Below are 14,714 nucleotides of genomic sequence, written 5' to 3'. Positions count from 1 at the left end.
ACAGGGCGAATGCGCCAGGCCCTAGGGTGCCATCCTCACGAGAAGAGGCCTTTATGCTTGTTCCATCCCGCCTGATGATTGCGGCCGGCATCGTGCCGTTGCCGATCGCGGCTCGCGCCGCATCCCTGCTGTTCCAGCAGGTGCTCAAATCCCACCCTCGGCTCTTCGACCGGCTCGGAGACTATCGACATTCGTGTTTTGGCTTTGCCCCTACCGACCTCGCCTTCGAGTTCGTGATCAGGCCTGCCGGAGACAGCATCCAGACCTTCCGGCGCGGGCGCGCGCCGGAAGCCGACGCAAAGATCAGCGGTCCCCTGCTCCTGATGCTTGCGCTTGCCGAAGGCAAGCTTGATGGCGATGCCGTCTTCTTTGCGCGCAAGCTTGCCGTAACAGGCAATATGGAAGCCGTTCTCGCTCTTCGGAATGCGCTCGATGACAGCGGGATAGATCTGGTGAAATTGGCCGGAGAAATATCGGGACCGATCCGCCGTCCCGTGATGGGGGCGCTCTCGTCCATCCGGCGCCGCGCGCTCGAAGCCGAGGGTGCCAGATGGAACTGATATGTCCAGCCGGAACGCCCTCATCCTTCAGAGAGGCCGTCGACGCGGGTGCGGACGCGGTTTATTGCGGCTTTCGCGACGAGACGAACGCCCGGAACTTCCCCGGTTTGAATTTTGATCTGCAGGAGCTTCGAGAGGCCGTTTCCTATGCCGGCGCCCGAGGCGTCAAGACGTTCGTGGCACTGAACACATTCATGACGGCGGGGCGGGAGGATCTGTGGTATCGCCGCGCGCAGGAAGCGACCGATGCCGGGGCCGATGCGCTGATCGTTGCCGATTTCGGGCTGATGGCACATGTTGCTGAACGTCATCCGCACCAGCGTCTGCACATTTCCGTACAGGCTTCCGCCTCTAATCCGGACGCTCTCTCCTATCTGGTCGAAAGTTTTAGCGCAGCGCGCGTCGTCCTTCCCCGGACGCTGACGGTCGCCGACATTGCCCGCATCGCCCGTCACGTGCCCTGCGAACTTGAGGTTTTCGTCTTTGGCGGCCTCTGCGTCATGGCTGAGGGGCGGTGCGCACTGTCCTCCTATGCCACTGGAAAATCGCCCAACATGAACGGTGTCTGCTCGCCGGCAAGCCATGTCCGCTATCGACAGGAGGGGACAGACATGGTGTCGGAACTGGGCGGGTTTACGATCAACAGGTTCTCCGAGAAGGAACCGGCCGGCTATCCAACCCTGTGCAAGGGACGCTTCGAGATCGGCAAAAGCAAGACCTATGCCTTCGAGGATCCGGTTTCACTTGATGTCATGGATCAGTTGGACGAACTCCAGGCAGCCGGTGTCACGGCGCTGAAGGTAGAGGGGCGTCAACGCGGCAAGGCATATATTTCGCAGGTCGTTTCGACGCTCCGTGCCACGATGGAAGCCGCCCCCAGCGAGCGTCCGGCGCTGATGGCCCGTCTCAAGGCCCTCAGCGAGGGACTGGAGACGACGCATGGCGCCTATGAGAAGCGGTGGAGGTAAAAGATGAAGCTGACACTTGGCCCGCTCCAATATCTCTGGCCGAGCGAGCGATGGCGTGACTTCTATTTCGAGATCGCCGATGAAGCGCCCGTCGATGTCGTCGTCATCGGTGAGACGATCTGCTCGAAGCGCCTGCATTTCATGGAGGCCGAGCTTGCGGTTGTCATCGAGCGATTGGAGGCAGCAGGAAAAGAGGTCCGGCTCTCGACACTGGCGCTCGTCACGCTCGAGCGCGAGGCAAACTATCAAAGGGCGCTCGCTCTGGAGGATGTCAGGCTTATCGAGGCCAATGATCTCTCTGCCCTCTATCTCCTGAAGGGCCGGCCGCACGCCGTTGGACCGTTCATCAATGTCTACAATGCAGCTTCCGCACGCGTTCTGGCATCAAATGGTGCAACGACGATCTGCCTGCCGCCGGAGCTTCCAGCTTCGTCCGTGGCCGCCATTGCCAGGTCCTGTCCCGATCTCGAGCTTGAGGTCTTCGCCTTCGGCCGCATGCCGCTCGCCATCTCCGCACGCTGCGCTCATGCCCGCTCGAAAGGGCGAACCAAGGACAACTGCCAGTTCGTCTGCCAGGAGGATCCTGATGGCATGACGGTCAAAACCATTTCAGGTCAGCCCTTTCTCGCCCTGAATGGCGTTCAGACGCTTTCGCATACATGTCAGGCGCTGCTTGAGTGCCCCGACGAATGGAAAGTATGGGGCGTCGGTTCGCTTCGGCTGTCGCCGCAGACCTGCGACATGGTCGAGGTATCCTCGACTTTTCGCAGGATGCTGAATGGAGAAATCGAGCCTGGGCAGGCGCTGGTGAGGCTGCGCGATCTTTATCCGGACATTCCGCTATCGAACGGGTTTCACCACGGCAAGACCGGCGCGGAATGGGTCGCGCGGCTGAGAAACGCAAAGGAAGCGACAGAATGACAATAAGCCTGGCGGAAAGCGACGCTCCTGGCGACAGAAAAATCCTCTCTACTCTGCGTCAGATAAAGGCCTTTGCGAAGGACCCCGACTGCGACTGCAGTTGTATCTTAATCATCGGCGAATTGCTCGCACACCTGGCCCCAACACAAAGAGCCGCCGTTGCGCAGGAGCTGTTCATGTCGGCGCTGCGTCAGCGGACGAAGGTCGGCACACTCCTTGAGCTTCTGAAGGAACTCGACCAGTTCGGACCGGCCTCTGAGATCGGCGAGATCGATGAGGCGGCTCTGATTTTCGACGATGTGGCAAAACAGGCAAGAATGGGGTCTCAGCTTCTCAGAGCCTTCGCCGCCAATCGACACGACATTCTTGACGCACGGCAAACTTTTGGCGCCAACCAGGCTGGAGAACGTCTGTCATGAAGGCAGACAACCGCCGGGACCGACATGTCGACGTGCTCGAGTTCATAAGCTGTGGCGGTTCGACCGGAGGCGAGGCGCGCGCAGCACTTGAAATGTTTCTCCTGCAGACACGGCCGACCCTCACGCCGGAACCGAATGCCGGCGAGCGACTGAACGGTCGGCGTAGGCACGGCGACAATGAGGCGGGCGGGCATCCATATCCGTAAGTCGACGTCCCCAGCAGCCGCGGCCAGCGGTTGATCGCCATTTTCACGAAGATCCTTGCGTTTGCGCCAGATCAATCACGGTCGAGGCGAAAGGTCTAAGCTCGTCACATTACAAGGAGTGATTGGAATGGGAAGCTTTAGCACCTGGCATTGGCTGATCGTCCTCGCCATCGTCCTCATCCTGTTTGGACGCGGCAAGATCCCCGAGCTCATGGGCGACGTCGCACATGGGATTCGGGCCTTCAAGAAGGGCATCGATGACGAGCAGGTCGGCGAAAAGGACAGGGACGGCGATGCAGATCGGCCTTGATCCGGATCGACGCCTATTCGGCCATGCTGAACGTCCGGGAGAGCGCAAGATGGAGTATTCGATCATTTCGGCCCGGTTCGACGACGCGGAAAAATGCGGTCGCATCGATCTTCAAGTCGCTGACCAAATCAGGCCACTGATCGTCACCAGGCGATCGCTGCTGAGCGTCGCCTCGCCGCCGCGTGCGAGCGAGGCGCGGCTTTTCCAGTTTCTGCATAGCTTTTGCGAGATCGCGCTCGCCTATGGCAAATGCGGTCCAAGGCATGCGGCAACCCTGGTCGTCACAGCAACCGACGTAAGACGCTGGCGCCGCGGTCATTCACAGTCAGAACCGCTGTGGACGTGGCAGGATATCGGCAGCACCATCACACCCTTTCCCTGCCCGACTAATCCCTCATCTCGGCTACGCGCTTCGGCAGAAACGCTCGAACGCTTCGCGGGTGCATAGTTTCTGGAGATATTCCTCGTCCTGATCGCGCGCGACATGGCGAAGCACGAGCTTGAGTAGCTCCCATTCGGTGGCGCGGTTGCGATTGAACCACGACGCCTCCGCAATATCGTCATAGATGTGCAGGACGCGCCTGGCGGTGGCTGGATCGAGATCTCTCAGGAGCATGGTGGGAGGGGCCGATTTTCGAACATGGATTTCACATCCCTATGGTGATGCGAGAGCTTCGCTCGTCTTCGATGAGACAGCACAACGGGGTGCTGATGTCTTCGCATGACGGACGAATATCGCATTTCGTTGCTATCGCCCCTCCGCTTGCTCGTCCTTGATAAATCTCAATCTGGCCGGAGCGGCACCTGAACTGATACAGATCAAAACCGTCCGTCAGAATTCATGAGAAGGGTGGCAGACAATCAAGGACCGGATTTGATGAACCTGCCGACATTCGTTATCGCCGTCTTCTCGCTGCTGATCCTTCCAGGCCCTACCAATGCGGTTCTCGCCTTGGCGTCGACAACGCTGACTGTCTGGCGGTCCCTGTCGCTCATCGCCGCGGTGGTCCTCGCCTATCTCGCAATCATCGTTCCAGTGTCGAGCATCGCCGCTCCGCTCCTTAATGGCCATCCAGGCATCACCAGCATCGTCAAGCTGATTTCGGCGATCTGGGTTCTCTATCTTGCGCTCAAGCTATGGGTTCCGGCGCCGGCGGGCGGCCAGAACACGCTCGGTGTCGGTCAGCTCTTCATCACCACGCTGCTCAATCCCAAGGCCATCATCATCGGCCTTACCCTCGTGCCCGCTGTCGAAGCGGGGGTATCCGCAGCGATAGCGACATTCGTCTGCTGCGTGACGGTGACGTCGGCGATCTGGCTTGGCCTCGGCAGGCTGCTTGTTGGACGCCATGCGCAAATGCTACCTCTTGCGCGGCATTGCGGTTGCGCGGTACTGGTTGCCTTCTCCCTGACCCTTGCCATCAGCGCCCTTTGGACCTGAGCGCTATGTGAGTTCTTCGGGGCAGCGGTTCGGCTTTTCCCTCGATGGCTTGAAAATTAGGCGCGCCGCCTGCCGCGGCCGCCCCGTCCCGCATCAAATATGATGCGGGATCGTTTCTTGATGTCGGTCAATGTATGATCCATGCAGGAGGCTAAAATCGCACAATCATCTGGCGGATGAGGGTAGTGATCCGATATGTACCGAACGATAGTCTGCGCAATAGGCAACGGCCCCCGCGAAACGGCCGAGCGCATCCTGAACAAGGCAGCCGGCCTCATCGACAAGGATGGCTCGATCTTCGTCATCCACGCCGTCGAAACCATACCACGCTACATGACGACGTGCCTGCCTGAAGACTTCGAGACAGCCGCCATAAGGGATGCCGAGGAGAAGCTTGCCTTGCTGTGCCGGCAGATGAAGATCCCTGCCCTGGTCGAGGTCCATGCCGGCAGCGCGGCCAGAGTGCTTCTGGCCGCTGCGCAGGAGAAGGAGGCGGACCTCATCATCCTGTCGACCCATGTGGCGGATATTACCGACTACATTTTCGGAGCCGTGGTGGACCGCGTGGTGCGTCACGCCAAATGCTCGGTTCTTGTCGATCGCAAGCAAAGTCCGGGGCATAAGCTGAGCCGCGCAGTGGAGACGGTGGCGCGCTGATAACAGTGCGACCTCGGCAATGGCGCGCTGTGTTTTTCGCCTTCTTCCCGCACATGACGCGACGGTAACGGCAGGTATCGGCGACCTCCGCAGACGTCACTGCATTGCCATTATCCCTACCGCCCATCCGCGAGCGCCCGCCGGAACCGCATGAGCGCGCTGCAAAAGAAGAGCACGCCGATCGCTATGAGCGCCGCCACCTCCTGCCAGACCGCATCCCAGCCGGCGCCGCGGTAGAGGATCGCCTGCGACAGCGAGACGAAATGCGGCGCAGGCGAAACCACCATCGCATACTGCAACCAGAGCGGCATGCTATCCATCGGCGTCGTACTCCCGGAAAGCAGGTTCATCGCAATCAGGATCGGCATCGAGATCAGCCCGAATTGCGCCATCGAGCTGGATGCCGTGGCGATCAGGATGCCGAGCGACGTGACGGAGAACTGGTAGAGCACCGCGCAGAAGACGAAAAGCCAGAGCGAACCGGCGATCGGCACCGAAAGCAGCCCTTCGACCACGACGACGAGCGACAGCACCGCCGCCACGATGATGACCAGCCCGTTCGCCCAGACCTTCGACATCATGATCTCCGCCGGCGTGACCGGCATGACGAGAAGATGCTCGATCGTGCCGTGCTCCCGCTCTCGCACCAGCGCCGCACCGGTCAGGATGACCGAAAGCATCGTCACATTGTTGATGACCTGCATGACCGCTGTGAACCAGGTCGATTGCAGATTGGGATTGAATCGTGCGCTGACGACGAGATTGATCGGCGACGCGGCGGCGCTGTTCGGCAAGGCCGTCGCCATCTCCTGCAGGATAATGTTCTGGATATAGGAGGCTCCGTTGCCGGCCTGGGCCATGGCTGTCGCGTCGATATCGAGCTGCAGCGAAGGTTTGCGGCCGGCAATCGCATCCTCCTCAAATTTGGGCGGGATCTCCAGCACGAAGACGAATCGACCGGCATCCATTGCCGCATCCACTTCATCAGCGCCGATCAATACCGGCTCCTTGAAGAAGGGCTGCAGCATCGCGTCCCGTAGCCGTGTCGAGAGCATCGAACGGTCCTCGTCGACGACGGCGACCGAGGCGTTCTCGACCTCGAGCTTGGCGCCGGTCGAAACCGTATAGACGGCGATGGTGAAAGTGTAGACGATGAGGACCATCATCACAGGATCGGCCTTCAGGCTGTAGAGCTCCTTGACGCCGAGGCGGAAAATCCTGTTGAGCTTGCCCCACATGTCAGGCGCTCCGCTTTCTGAGTGCCACAAGGGCAGCACCGACGAACACGATACCGAAACCGGCAAGGGCGATGAGGTTAGGCCAGAGTTCGGCAAGGCCGAGACCCTTTGTGATGACGCCGACGCTCAGGGGCTGGTACCAGGCCGAGGGAAAGAGCAGCCCCATGAACCGCCCACCCCCGGAGAGCGACGAGACCGGCACCAGCAGACCGGAAAAATTCACGGCCGGGACGACCGCAACGATCGCCGTCGCGAAGATCGCCGCCACCTGGCTGCGCACGAAGCTCGAAACGAAGAGACCGAATGCCGTCGTCGCGAGGATATAGAGGATCGAACCCGCCGCAAGCAGACCGATGGAGCCCTTAATCGGTACGTCGAAGACGAGGCGCATCATCAGCACCAGCATCAGGAAGCTGACGAAGGCGATCGCCACATAGGGAAGCTGCTTGCCGAGCAGGAATTCGATACGCGTGACCGGCGTCGCCTGGAAGTTGGCAATCGAACCGGTCTCCTTCTCCTTGACGATGCCGAGCGCGGTCATGATCGCCGGGATCAATACGAGCATCAGCATGATGACGCTCGGCACGATCGCATTGGCGCTCTTGAAATCCTGGTTATAGCGGAACCGGCTTTCGACATCGACGGGATAGGGCTGTTCGAAGCGGCCCGAGTGGCGCGCCGAACCATCAGCGAGATAGGAGGAGACGAGACCGGAAACATAACCGCGCGCTGTCTCGGCACGGAACGGCATCGCGCCGTCGAGCCATACGGAGACCTCCGGCGCCTCCTGCCGCAGCAGGTCGCGGCCGAAATCGGGCGGGATCTCGATGGCCACCATCAGCTCACCATCCTGCAACCGATGCTGCAGCTCCTCGGTCGAGGCAATCGGCGGCTGCTCCTGGAAATAACGCGAGCTCTGCAGGCTCTCCACCAGCTGCCGGCTTTCTGAAGATTGATCCTGATCGTAGACGGCGAAAGGCAGATGCTCGACATCGAAGGAGATGCCGTATCCGAAAGTGAGCATCAGCAGGGCCGGCCCGAGCAGCGCGAAGACGAGCCGCGCCCGGTCGCGCAGGATTTCGATCGTCTCCCGCCGCGCATAGGCAAAGAGCCGACGGGGGTCGAAGAGCCGCATGGGCAGGGCGGTCCCGCCGGCGAGCGCAGTGCCCCCGGCGTCGGCGTCGGCGCCCTCTCCCATGCCCGCCTCGGTCAGCACCTCGATGAAGGTTTCCTCCAGCGTCGCCTTGCCCCGCTCGGCACGGAGTTCGGCCGGGCTGCCGATCGCCAGAACCCTGCCGGCATGCATCAGCGAGATGCGGTCACAGCGCTCGGCCTCGTTCATGAAATGCGTCGACAGGAAAATGGTGACGCCGTCGCGCCGCGACAGCGTTATCAGCGATCGCCAGAAGGCGTCGCGAGCCACCGGATCGACGCCGGACGTAGGCTCGTCGAGGATCAGCATTTCCGGTTTGTGGATGACGGCCGCCGCAAGCTGGAGACGCTGGCGAATGCCGAGCGGCAGATCTTCCGGCCGCTGGTCGGCAAATTCGGCGAGATCATATTCGGCGAGCATCTCGCCGACGCGCCCGTCGATATCTGCCGCGAGCAAACCGAAAAGACGCGCATGCAACCCGAGGTTCTGGCGAACGGTCAGCTCGCCATAGAGGGAGAATGCCTGCGACATGTAGCCGACGCGTTTGCGGGTCTCGATATCGCCGGCCTTCAGCGGCTGGCCGAAGAGCTTTGCGACACCCTCGCTCGCCGGCAATAGCCCCGTCAGCATCTTCATCGTCGTGCTCTTGCCGCTGCCGTTCGAACCGAGGAAACCGAAGATCTCGCCCTTCGCAATACGGAAACTGACATGATCGACCGCGACGAAATCGCCGAAGCGGCACGTCAGGTCCTCCGCCTCGATTGCCGGCGGTCCGTCGACGATCACGCGCGGCGCGACGGTCAGAGGGCTGCGATCCAGCTTGCCGGTATTCGGCATCAGCGCCGTGAAGGCCGCCTCCAGGGTCTGCTGCTGGGCCTGCCGCATGATATCGCCGGGGCTGCCGGTCGCGATCAGCCTGCCCGCGTGCAATGCGGCAAGCCAGTCGAAGCGTTCGGCCTCCTCCATATAGGCGGTGGCGACGATCACGCTCATCTGCGGCCGCCGCTCACGAATGTGATCGACGAGCTCCCAGAACTGTCGCCGCGAGAGCGGATCGATGCCGGTCGTCGGTTCGTCGAGGATCAGCAGATCGGGATCATGCAGGAGCGAAGCGCAGATGCCGAGCTTCTGCCTCATGCCACCCGAAAGCTTGCCGGCGGGCCGATCACGAAAGGGCAGCAAGCCGGTCATTCGCAATAGTTCGTCCATGCGCGCACGGCGCTCCAGACTGTCCTGGCCGAAGAGACGGCCGAAGAAATCGAGGTTTTCCGCGACGCTCAACGTCGGATAGAGATTGCGTCCGAGGCCCTGCGGCATGAAGGCAAGGTGGGCACGGGCGTCACGACGATGGCGCCAATCGGCCATGTCGCCGCCAAGCACCTCGACATGCCCGTGCTGGATGCGGGTAATACCCGCCGCAAGACCGAGCAGCGTCGATTTGCCGACGCCATCGGGGCCGATCAGTCCGGCCATGCAGCCGGCGGGAACGGCGAGCTCGACACCATCGAGCGCGGCAATCCGGCCGTAACGGTGCGTCACGCCCGTGAAGCGAACGGCCGGTTCGCTCATTGCGGCAGCTTCACTTGCAGCTCGGCCGGCCAGGCCGACTTGGGATCGGTGCGGACATAGCCGATACCCCTCACACCGGTCTTGACGCGCGATTCATAGTCCTTGAGCAGATCGGGAGCGATCTTCAGCTTCACGCGGAAGACCAGCTTCTCGCGCTCGTCCTGCGTCTCGACGGTCTTCGGTGTGAACTGTGCCTGCGAAGAGACGAAGGAGACCGTCGCCGGCACGACATATTGCGGCGCCGGATCGAGGATGATGCGCGCCTCGTCGCCGATCGCCAAGGTGCCGGCGGCACGGGCAGGCAGGAAGATCGTCATCGATACGTCGGAGAGATCGAGCAGCGTCGCCACCGGCGCACCGGCGGCAACGACCTCGCCAGTCTGCGCGAGCTTGTATTCGACACGGCCCCGGCGCGGCGCCTTCAGCACAGCGTCGTCGAGTAGAGTTTGAATGCGCACCACTTCCGCCTGCGCCGCTTCCGTCGCCGCTTCCGCTTCGTCGCGGCTTGCGAGCGCTGCCCTTTGTGCAGCCTCGGCAACGCTCAGCTGGCTGCGGCGCAATTCCAGCTGCTGCATCGTGCCACTGCCCGTGTTGCTCATCGATTGCGCGCGTTCGAATTCCTGCTTGGCGAGTGTCAGCTCGCTTTGGCGCTGAGCAATCGAGGCCTCGGCTTCGACCCGGCTCGTCTCGCTGCGGCGAACCTGCGCCTTGGCGCCAGCAAGCTGGGCATCGAGATCAGCCGTATCGATCCGGGCGATCGGCGCGCCGGCATCGACGATCTGGCCTTCATCGACGAGTACATCGGCAAGCCGGCCAGCGAATTTCGCCGAAATCAGCACCTGCTGGGCCTCGATGCGGCCATTGGACATGGAGACATTTTCGGGCAGTCCTCGGCCGGTCATCTTGTTCCAGAGGGCCTCGAAGCGAGCCGAAAAGACCGAGGAGCGATCCTGCGCGAGAGCCGGCTGACCGAGGCCAAGGAGAAAAGCGGCGGAAACCAGGATACAAAGCTGATGCTTTCTCAATTGCGGAGCCTCCAATCGAACCGGTGCGGACATTGCCGATGTCCGTCCTTCTATTGGCAATCCCGTCCGCCATCCTTGACATATGTCATGAAGGATACGGCAAGCATCTGTAGCGGTCGCGCCCCGACCTGCGACGCCGGACGCTTGTATTTTGCGATGGATCAATGCGCCGGTGGGCGTCCCCTTCATCATCATCCCGGACAATCATCGCGAAAGGATGAAGATCATGACGGGCAAGATGATGAAGGCGGCGGTGGTGCGTGAATTCGGCAAGCCGCTTGCAATCGAATGCGTGCCGGTGCCAGTTCCCGGACCGGGTGAAATCCTGGTGAAGGTGGTCGCCTGTGGCGTCTGCCATACCGACCTGCATGCAGCCGACGGCGACTGGCCCGTCAAGCCGACGCCGCCCTTCATTCCCGGCCACGAAGCGGCAGGCGTCGTTGCCGCCCTCGGCCCCGGCGTCACCGAATTCAAGGAAGGCGATGCCGTCGGCGTCGCCTGGCTGCACGACGCCTGCCTGCGCTGCGAATATTGCGAGACCGGCTGGGAAACGCTTTGTGAACACCAGCACAATTCCGGCTACACCTGCGATGGCGGCTTTGCCGAATATGTCATCGCCTCTGCAGCCTTTGCCGCACGCCTTCCCGATGACGTCAACTTTACCGAGATCGCGCCGATCCTCTGCGCCGGGGTTACGACCTACAAAGGTCTCAGGGAAACCGAAGCCCGGCCCGGCGAATGGGTGGCGATCTCGGGCGTCGGCGGCCTTGGTCATGTTGCGATCCAATATGCCAAGGCGATGGGCCTCAAGGTGGTCGCCCTCGATATCGCTGCCGCCAAGCTCGACCTCGCTCGCGAGGTCGGCGCCGATCTTGCGCTCAACGCGCTTTCCGAAGACGTGGTCGAAAAAGTGTTGAAGGCGACGAGCGGCGGCGCACATGGCGTGCTCGTCACCGCCGTCTCCCCGCCGGCTTTCTCGCAGGCACTCTCCATGGTGCGCAGGAAGGGCACCGTCAGCCTTGTCGGGCTGCCGCCGGGCAACTTCCCGACGCCGATTTTCGACGTCGTGCTGAAGCGCATAACCGTGCGCGGCTCGATCGTCGGCACGCGCCGCGATCTCGACGAAGCGCTTGCCTTTGCCGCTGACGGCCGCGTCCGGGCCGAGATTACCAGGGCGCCGCTTGACGATATCAATGATATCTTTGCCGGCCTGAAAGCGGGAACTATCGAAGGCCGGATGGTGCTGGATATTGCCGGAGAGAAACCGGCGGCGGCGGTATGAGAAATAGCCGCAGGCACGTCAATTTTGACGTTGATCAAGGCACTTAGTGTCCCGGTCGTCAACCTTGCTTCATTCTGGCGGATGGAGAGGCGCAGCTTTGGAAACAGGTGGCGATCGCCACATGGTTTGCCGTGCCACCCTGGCTCCTTGGCTTTGGGCATGCTGCAGGCCTTTGGGCAGGGTTGCCAGCGCTCCTGCCCACCGTATGAGTTGCTGCCGTCCCTTCTGGCCAGACCGAATGACAGGGACGCTGCCCTCGTCCCCTCCCCGACATCGGACCGGTAACCTATATCAAGGCGGATTCCAGTCCGCAGTATTCGCTGCCCTTACACGGAGACATGTATGAGCCAAGATCCATACGAGCTTCTGGGCGTGAAACGGGATGCCACCCAGAAGGAAATTCAGGGGGCATTCCGCAAGCTTGCCAAGAAGCTCCACCCCGACCTGAACCCCGGCGACAAGAAGGCCGAGGCGAAGTTCAAGGAGATTTCTGCCGCCTATGAGATCCTGAGCGACGAAGAGAAGCGCGGTCGCTTCGATCGTGGCGAGATCGACGTCACGGGAGCCGAACAGGCGCCCCGCAGCTATTATCGAGACTATGCCTCCTCGAGCGACCCGGGCGGGGCCTATCACAACGGCGCCGGCTTTGCCGATTTTGGAGACGCCGACGATCTCTTCGCAAGCTTCTTCTCGCGCCGGGCTGGCGGCGGCAGCGGCGGCGGCCAGTTCCGCGCAAAGGGCCAGGACCGACGCTTCTCGATGGAGGTGGATTTCCTCGATGCCGTGAACGGCGCGCAGAGCCAGGTGAGGCTGTCGGACGGGCCGGCGCTCGACGTCAAGATCCCGCCCGGCACGCGCGACGGCCAGACGCTGCGCCTGCGCGGCAAGGGAGAACCCGGCTTCGGCGGCGGGCCGGCCGGCGATGCGCTGATCGACGTCCATGTACGCCCGCACCGTTTCTTCACCCGCGACGGCGACGACATCCGCCTCGATCTGCCCGTCACGTTGAGAGAAGCGGTACTCGGCGGAAAGGTGCGCGTGCCGACGCCCTCAGGGCCGGTCAACCTGACGCTGCCGGCGAATTCCAGCAGCGGCAAGGTGCTGCGCCTCAAGGGCAAGGGTGTTGCCAAGCGCGGCGGTGACGCGGGTGACGTCTATGTGACGCTGAAGATCATGCTGCCCGAACAGCCTGACGAACAGCTGACCGCCTTCGCCAAGGACTGGGCGGCAGCCGACACACAGGATCCGAGAAAGAACATGGAGGCCTGACCATGGACGATCGCGAATTCCGTCTCTACCTCAAAATCGACGTGACCGAGCTCGATCTGTGGGTCGATCAGGGCTGGCTGGCCCCCGATATTTCCGAGGGCCGGCGCCGGTTCCGGGATGCCGATCTTGCCCGCGCCCGCCTGATCCTCGACCTCACACGCCAAATGGGTGTCAACGAGGCCGGCGTCGACGTCGTCATGGAGCTCGTCGACCAGCTCCACGGCATGCGCGGCGCGATGCGCAGGCTTGTCGTCGCCATCAACCGGCAGGAGGCCGAGATCCAGCAACGCCTGCTCGCCGCGCTCGACGAGCTCGACGACAGCGGCCGCTGATAGCTTCGTTGCGGACTTTGACGACGATCAAGGTCAGGCTTTGCACGGCATGGAGAATGGCAAGGCGGGCAAGACAGCCCGCCTGTTCTGGCGGAGCAGCCTCTCCGCCCTGCCGGGAAACGTCGTTGCGCAGACTTCTGTTGATTATCCTCCTTCTCATGATCGCCAGCGTATTCAGCATCCTCTGGATCAAGCCGCAGGCCGACAGCGAGCGCCCTTCCGCCCCTCAGAACTCGGTGATCCAGTAGCGGCCATTCCTCAAATTTGACGCCGATCAAGGCGCAACGCCTTAAAGACGCGCAACAGCAACCGTGCAGGATGCTCTGTTCCACCAACGCAGCAGAGGAAGAAGGGAAGATGCCGGGAAACCTGTTCGGTTTCGTACTCCTCATGGGCCGCCGCCACCAGGCCGCGATCGCGGCCCTTTCGATCCTACTCTTTCTCGCGGGCACAGCGCCCCTGGAAGTCCAGAGACGCGTCATCAATGCAGTGACGCAGGGCGCGCCCTATCCCGCCATCCTCCTCCTCGTCCTCGCCTATCTCGGCCTCGTGCTGCTGGAAGGCCTGACCAAGCTGGCGCTGAACCTTTATCGCAGCTGGATCGGCGAAGTCGCGATCCGCTGGCTGCGTATGTCGGTGCTTGCCGTCTCGGAACGCTCGCGGGAGGCGCCGCTCGATGCGCTTGCCGAAGGCGTACAGCTCTCGATCGTGCTCGCCGAAGCCGAACCTGTCGGCGGCTTCGTCGGCACCAGCATTTCCGAGCCGCTGCTGCAGGCCGGCATCCTCGTTGCCGTCGGCGGCTACATGATCTTCCTGCAGCCGCTGATGGCGTTTGCCGTCGCCGTCGTCTTTTTCCCGCAACTGGGCTTCGTTCCCCTGATGCAATCGGCCATCAACCGCCGGGTGGCGAGCAAGATCACCGTCATGCGTCATGTCAGCGAAGGCATGGTCGAGCACGTGGTTACCAGCGAGACGTTGAATGCTCAGAGCGACCGCGTCCAGACGCTTTTTTCGACCAATATGAGCATCTACAGGATCAAGTTCACGATGAACTTCCTGATGAACCTGATGACGCAGCTGGGATATGCCGGCATCTTCGCGCTCGGCGGATATTACGTCGTCACCGGCAAGACCGAGATCGGCACCGTCGTCGCCTTCATCTCCGGCCTTTCCAAGATAACCGACCCGTGGGGCGCACTGGTCGACTGGTACCGCGACCTGAAGGTCACGCAGGTCAAATACGCCATGATCCGCGATGCGAGCATCGATGCAGCTGCCTTACAGGACTCTGACCCGCCGCATATGAAAGAGCCCGCGCTGGTACCGTGAAGAATTACTCGTGGCCGCCTGTCCGATGGCCGAAC

Annotated in this window: 17 protein-coding genes; 14 read left to right on the top strand and 3 right to left on the bottom strand. The window is 62.0% G+C overall.

Annotation, left to right across the window (positions count from 1 at the left end; genetic code table 11):
- Positions 1-53: 53 nt before the first annotated feature.
- The 9 genes from PMI11_RS27225 (at position 54) to PMI11_RS27180 (ending at position 5,482) form a co-directional block, all read left to right on the top strand.
- A complete protein-coding gene (locus PMI11_RS27225; protein WP_007823715.1) occupies positions 54-560 on the top strand; it encodes a ubiquinone anaerobic biosynthesis accessory factor UbiT in 507 nt (168 codons plus the stop codon).
- Positions 551-1,528: a ubiquinone anaerobic biosynthesis protein UbiU gene (locus PMI11_RS27220; protein WP_007823714.1), complete on the top strand. Its 978-nt coding sequence runs from the start codon at positions 551-553 to the stop codon at positions 1,526-1,528. The genes PMI11_RS27225 and PMI11_RS27220 overlap by 10 nt, the downstream gene beginning before the upstream one ends.
- Before the next feature lie 3 nt (positions 1,529-1,531).
- Positions 1,532-2,449 carry a ubiquinone anaerobic biosynthesis protein UbiV gene (locus PMI11_RS27215; RefSeq protein ID WP_007823713.1) on the top strand — a complete coding sequence of 306 codons (918 nt, stop codon included), beginning with the start codon at positions 1,532-1,534 and terminating at the stop codon, positions 2,447-2,449.
- Positions 2,446-2,868, top strand: coding sequence for a hypothetical protein (locus tag PMI11_RS27210; RefSeq protein ID WP_007823712.1), 423 nt, complete (start codon positions 2,446-2,448; stop codon positions 2,866-2,868). Before PMI11_RS27215 ends, PMI11_RS27210 begins: the two co-directional genes overlap by 4 nt.
- Entirely contained in the window at positions 2,865-3,074 is a 210-nt protein-coding gene (locus PMI11_RS27205; RefSeq protein ID WP_007823710.1) for a hypothetical protein, read from the top strand. Before PMI11_RS27210 ends, PMI11_RS27205 begins: the two co-directional genes overlap by 4 nt.
- 127 nt (positions 3,075-3,201) lie before the next feature.
- Positions 3,202-3,384: a twin-arginine translocase TatA/TatE family subunit gene (locus PMI11_RS27200; protein ID WP_007823708.1), complete on the top strand. Its 183-nt coding sequence runs from the start codon at positions 3,202-3,204 to the stop codon at positions 3,382-3,384.
- A complete protein-coding gene (locus PMI11_RS36095) occupies positions 3,368-3,832 on the top strand; it encodes a hypothetical protein (protein WP_051034656.1) in 465 nt (154 codons plus the stop codon). Before PMI11_RS27200 ends, PMI11_RS36095 begins: the two co-directional genes overlap by 17 nt.
- A 429-nt stretch (positions 3,833-4,261) precedes the next feature.
- Positions 4,262-4,825 carry a LysE family translocator gene (locus PMI11_RS27185; protein ID WP_007823702.1) on the top strand — a complete coding sequence of 188 codons (564 nt, stop codon included), beginning with the start codon at positions 4,262-4,264 and terminating at the stop codon, positions 4,823-4,825.
- 195 nt (positions 4,826-5,020) lie between these two features.
- A complete protein-coding gene (locus PMI11_RS27180; RefSeq protein ID WP_007823700.1) occupies positions 5,021-5,482 on the top strand; it encodes a universal stress protein in 462 nt (153 codons plus the stop codon).
- 116 nt (positions 5,483-5,598) lie between these two features.
- Here the strand turns inward: PMI11_RS27180 and PMI11_RS27175 are convergent, their stop codons facing one another.
- Genes PMI11_RS27175 through PMI11_RS27165 form a run of 3 tightly spaced genes read right to left on the bottom strand, consistent with a single transcriptional unit; the run spans position 5,599 to position 10,467 of the window.
- Positions 5,599-6,720: an ABC transporter permease gene (locus tag PMI11_RS27175; RefSeq protein WP_007823699.1), complete on the bottom strand. Its 1,122-nt coding sequence runs from the start codon at positions 6,718-6,720 to the stop codon at positions 5,599-5,601.
- A gap of 1 nt (position 6,721) precedes the next feature.
- Positions 6,722-9,442, bottom strand: coding sequence for a ribosome-associated ATPase/putative transporter RbbA (rbbA, locus tag PMI11_RS27170; RefSeq protein ID WP_007823698.1), 2,721 nt, complete (start codon positions 9,440-9,442; stop codon positions 6,722-6,724).
- A complete protein-coding gene (locus tag PMI11_RS27165) occupies positions 9,439-10,467 on the bottom strand; it encodes an HlyD family secretion protein (RefSeq protein ID WP_037072291.1) in 1,029 nt (342 codons plus the stop codon). Before PMI11_RS27165 ends, rbbA begins: the two co-directional genes overlap by 4 nt.
- A gap of 217 nt (positions 10,468-10,684) precedes the next feature.
- Here PMI11_RS27165 and adhP point away from each other — a divergent pair, with 217 nt between their 5' ends.
- The 5 genes from adhP (at position 10,685) to PMI11_RS27145 (ending at position 14,679) form a co-directional block, all read left to right on the top strand.
- Complete coding sequence (gene adhP, locus PMI11_RS27160; RefSeq protein WP_037072317.1) at positions 10,685-11,749, top strand: alcohol dehydrogenase AdhP; 1,065 nt, start codon at positions 10,685-10,687, stop codon at positions 11,747-11,749.
- Positions 11,750-12,091: 342 nt separating this feature from the next.
- Positions 12,092-13,018: a DnaJ C-terminal domain-containing protein gene (locus PMI11_RS27155; protein ID WP_007823695.1), complete on the top strand. Its 927-nt coding sequence runs from the start codon at positions 12,092-12,094 to the stop codon at positions 13,016-13,018.
- Positions 13,019-13,020: 2 nt separating this feature from the next.
- Complete coding sequence (locus PMI11_RS27150; RefSeq protein ID WP_007823694.1) at positions 13,021-13,350, top strand: chaperone modulator CbpM; 330 nt, start codon at positions 13,021-13,023, stop codon at positions 13,348-13,350.
- A gap of 125 nt (positions 13,351-13,475) precedes the next feature.
- Positions 13,476-13,598: a hypothetical protein gene (locus tag PMI11_RS38430; protein WP_280110107.1), complete on the top strand. Its 123-nt coding sequence runs from the start codon at positions 13,476-13,478 to the stop codon at positions 13,596-13,598.
- A gap of 109 nt (positions 13,599-13,707) precedes the next feature.
- The gene (locus PMI11_RS27145; RefSeq protein WP_007823693.1) at positions 13,708-14,679 is read left to right on the top strand and encodes an ABC transporter ATP-binding protein; all 972 of its coding nucleotides are present in this window, start codon (positions 13,708-13,710) and stop codon (positions 14,677-14,679) included.
- Positions 14,680-14,714 lie beyond the last annotated feature (35 nt).

Origin of the sequence: Rhizobium sp. CF142 (genome assembly GCF_000281145.1) — a bacterium.
GTDB lineage: Bacteria > Pseudomonadota > Alphaproteobacteria > Rhizobiales > Rhizobiaceae > Rhizobium.
This window is presented reverse-complemented; position numbering and strand designations above follow the sequence as displayed.

What these genes read in the sequence shown, in the direction of transcription:
- PMI11_RS36095 (WP_051034656.1), top strand. Translation starts at nt 3,368, where the DNA reads ATGCAGATCGGCCTTGATCCGGATCGACGCCTATTCGGCCATGCTGAA.
- PMI11_RS27210 (WP_007823712.1), top strand. Translation starts at nt 2,446, where the DNA reads ATGACAATAAGCCTGGCGGAAAGCGACGCTCCTGGCGACAGAAAAATC.
- PMI11_RS27200 (WP_007823708.1), top strand. Translation starts at nt 3,202, where the DNA reads ATGGGAAGCTTTAGCACCTGGCATTGGCTGATCGTCCTCGCCATCGTC.
- PMI11_RS27150 (WP_007823694.1), top strand. Translation starts at nt 13,021, where the DNA reads ATGGACGATCGCGAATTCCGTCTCTACCTCAAAATCGACGTGACCGAG.
- PMI11_RS27220 (WP_007823714.1), top strand. Translation starts at nt 551, where the DNA reads ATGGAACTGATATGTCCAGCCGGAACGCCCTCATCCTTCAGAGAGGCC.
- PMI11_RS27145 (WP_007823693.1), top strand. Translation starts at nt 13,708, where the DNA reads ATGCCGGGAAACCTGTTCGGTTTCGTACTCCTCATGGGCCGCCGCCAC.
- PMI11_RS27175 (WP_007823699.1), bottom strand. Translation starts at nt 6,720, where the DNA reads ATGTGGGGCAAGCTCAACAGGATTTTCCGCCTCGGCGTCAAGGAGCTC.
- rbbA (WP_007823698.1), bottom strand. Translation starts at nt 9,442, where the DNA reads ATGAGCGAACCGGCCGTTCGCTTCACGGGCGTGACGCACCGTTACGGC.
- PMI11_RS27205 (WP_007823710.1), top strand. Translation starts at nt 2,865, where the DNA reads ATGAAGGCAGACAACCGCCGGGACCGACATGTCGACGTGCTCGAGTTC.
- PMI11_RS27215 (WP_007823713.1), top strand. Translation starts at nt 1,532, where the DNA reads ATGAAGCTGACACTTGGCCCGCTCCAATATCTCTGGCCGAGCGAGCGA.
- PMI11_RS27180 (WP_007823700.1), top strand. Translation starts at nt 5,021, where the DNA reads ATGTACCGAACGATAGTCTGCGCAATAGGCAACGGCCCCCGCGAAACG.
- PMI11_RS27155 (WP_007823695.1), top strand. Translation starts at nt 12,092, where the DNA reads ATGAGCCAAGATCCATACGAGCTTCTGGGCGTGAAACGGGATGCCACC.
- adhP (WP_037072317.1), top strand. Translation starts at nt 10,685, where the DNA reads ATGAAGATCATGACGGGCAAGATGATGAAGGCGGCGGTGGTGCGTGAA.
- PMI11_RS27225 (WP_007823715.1), top strand. Translation starts at nt 54, where the DNA reads ATGCTTGTTCCATCCCGCCTGATGATTGCGGCCGGCATCGTGCCGTTG.
- PMI11_RS27185 (WP_007823702.1), top strand. Translation starts at nt 4,262, where the DNA reads ATGAACCTGCCGACATTCGTTATCGCCGTCTTCTCGCTGCTGATCCTT.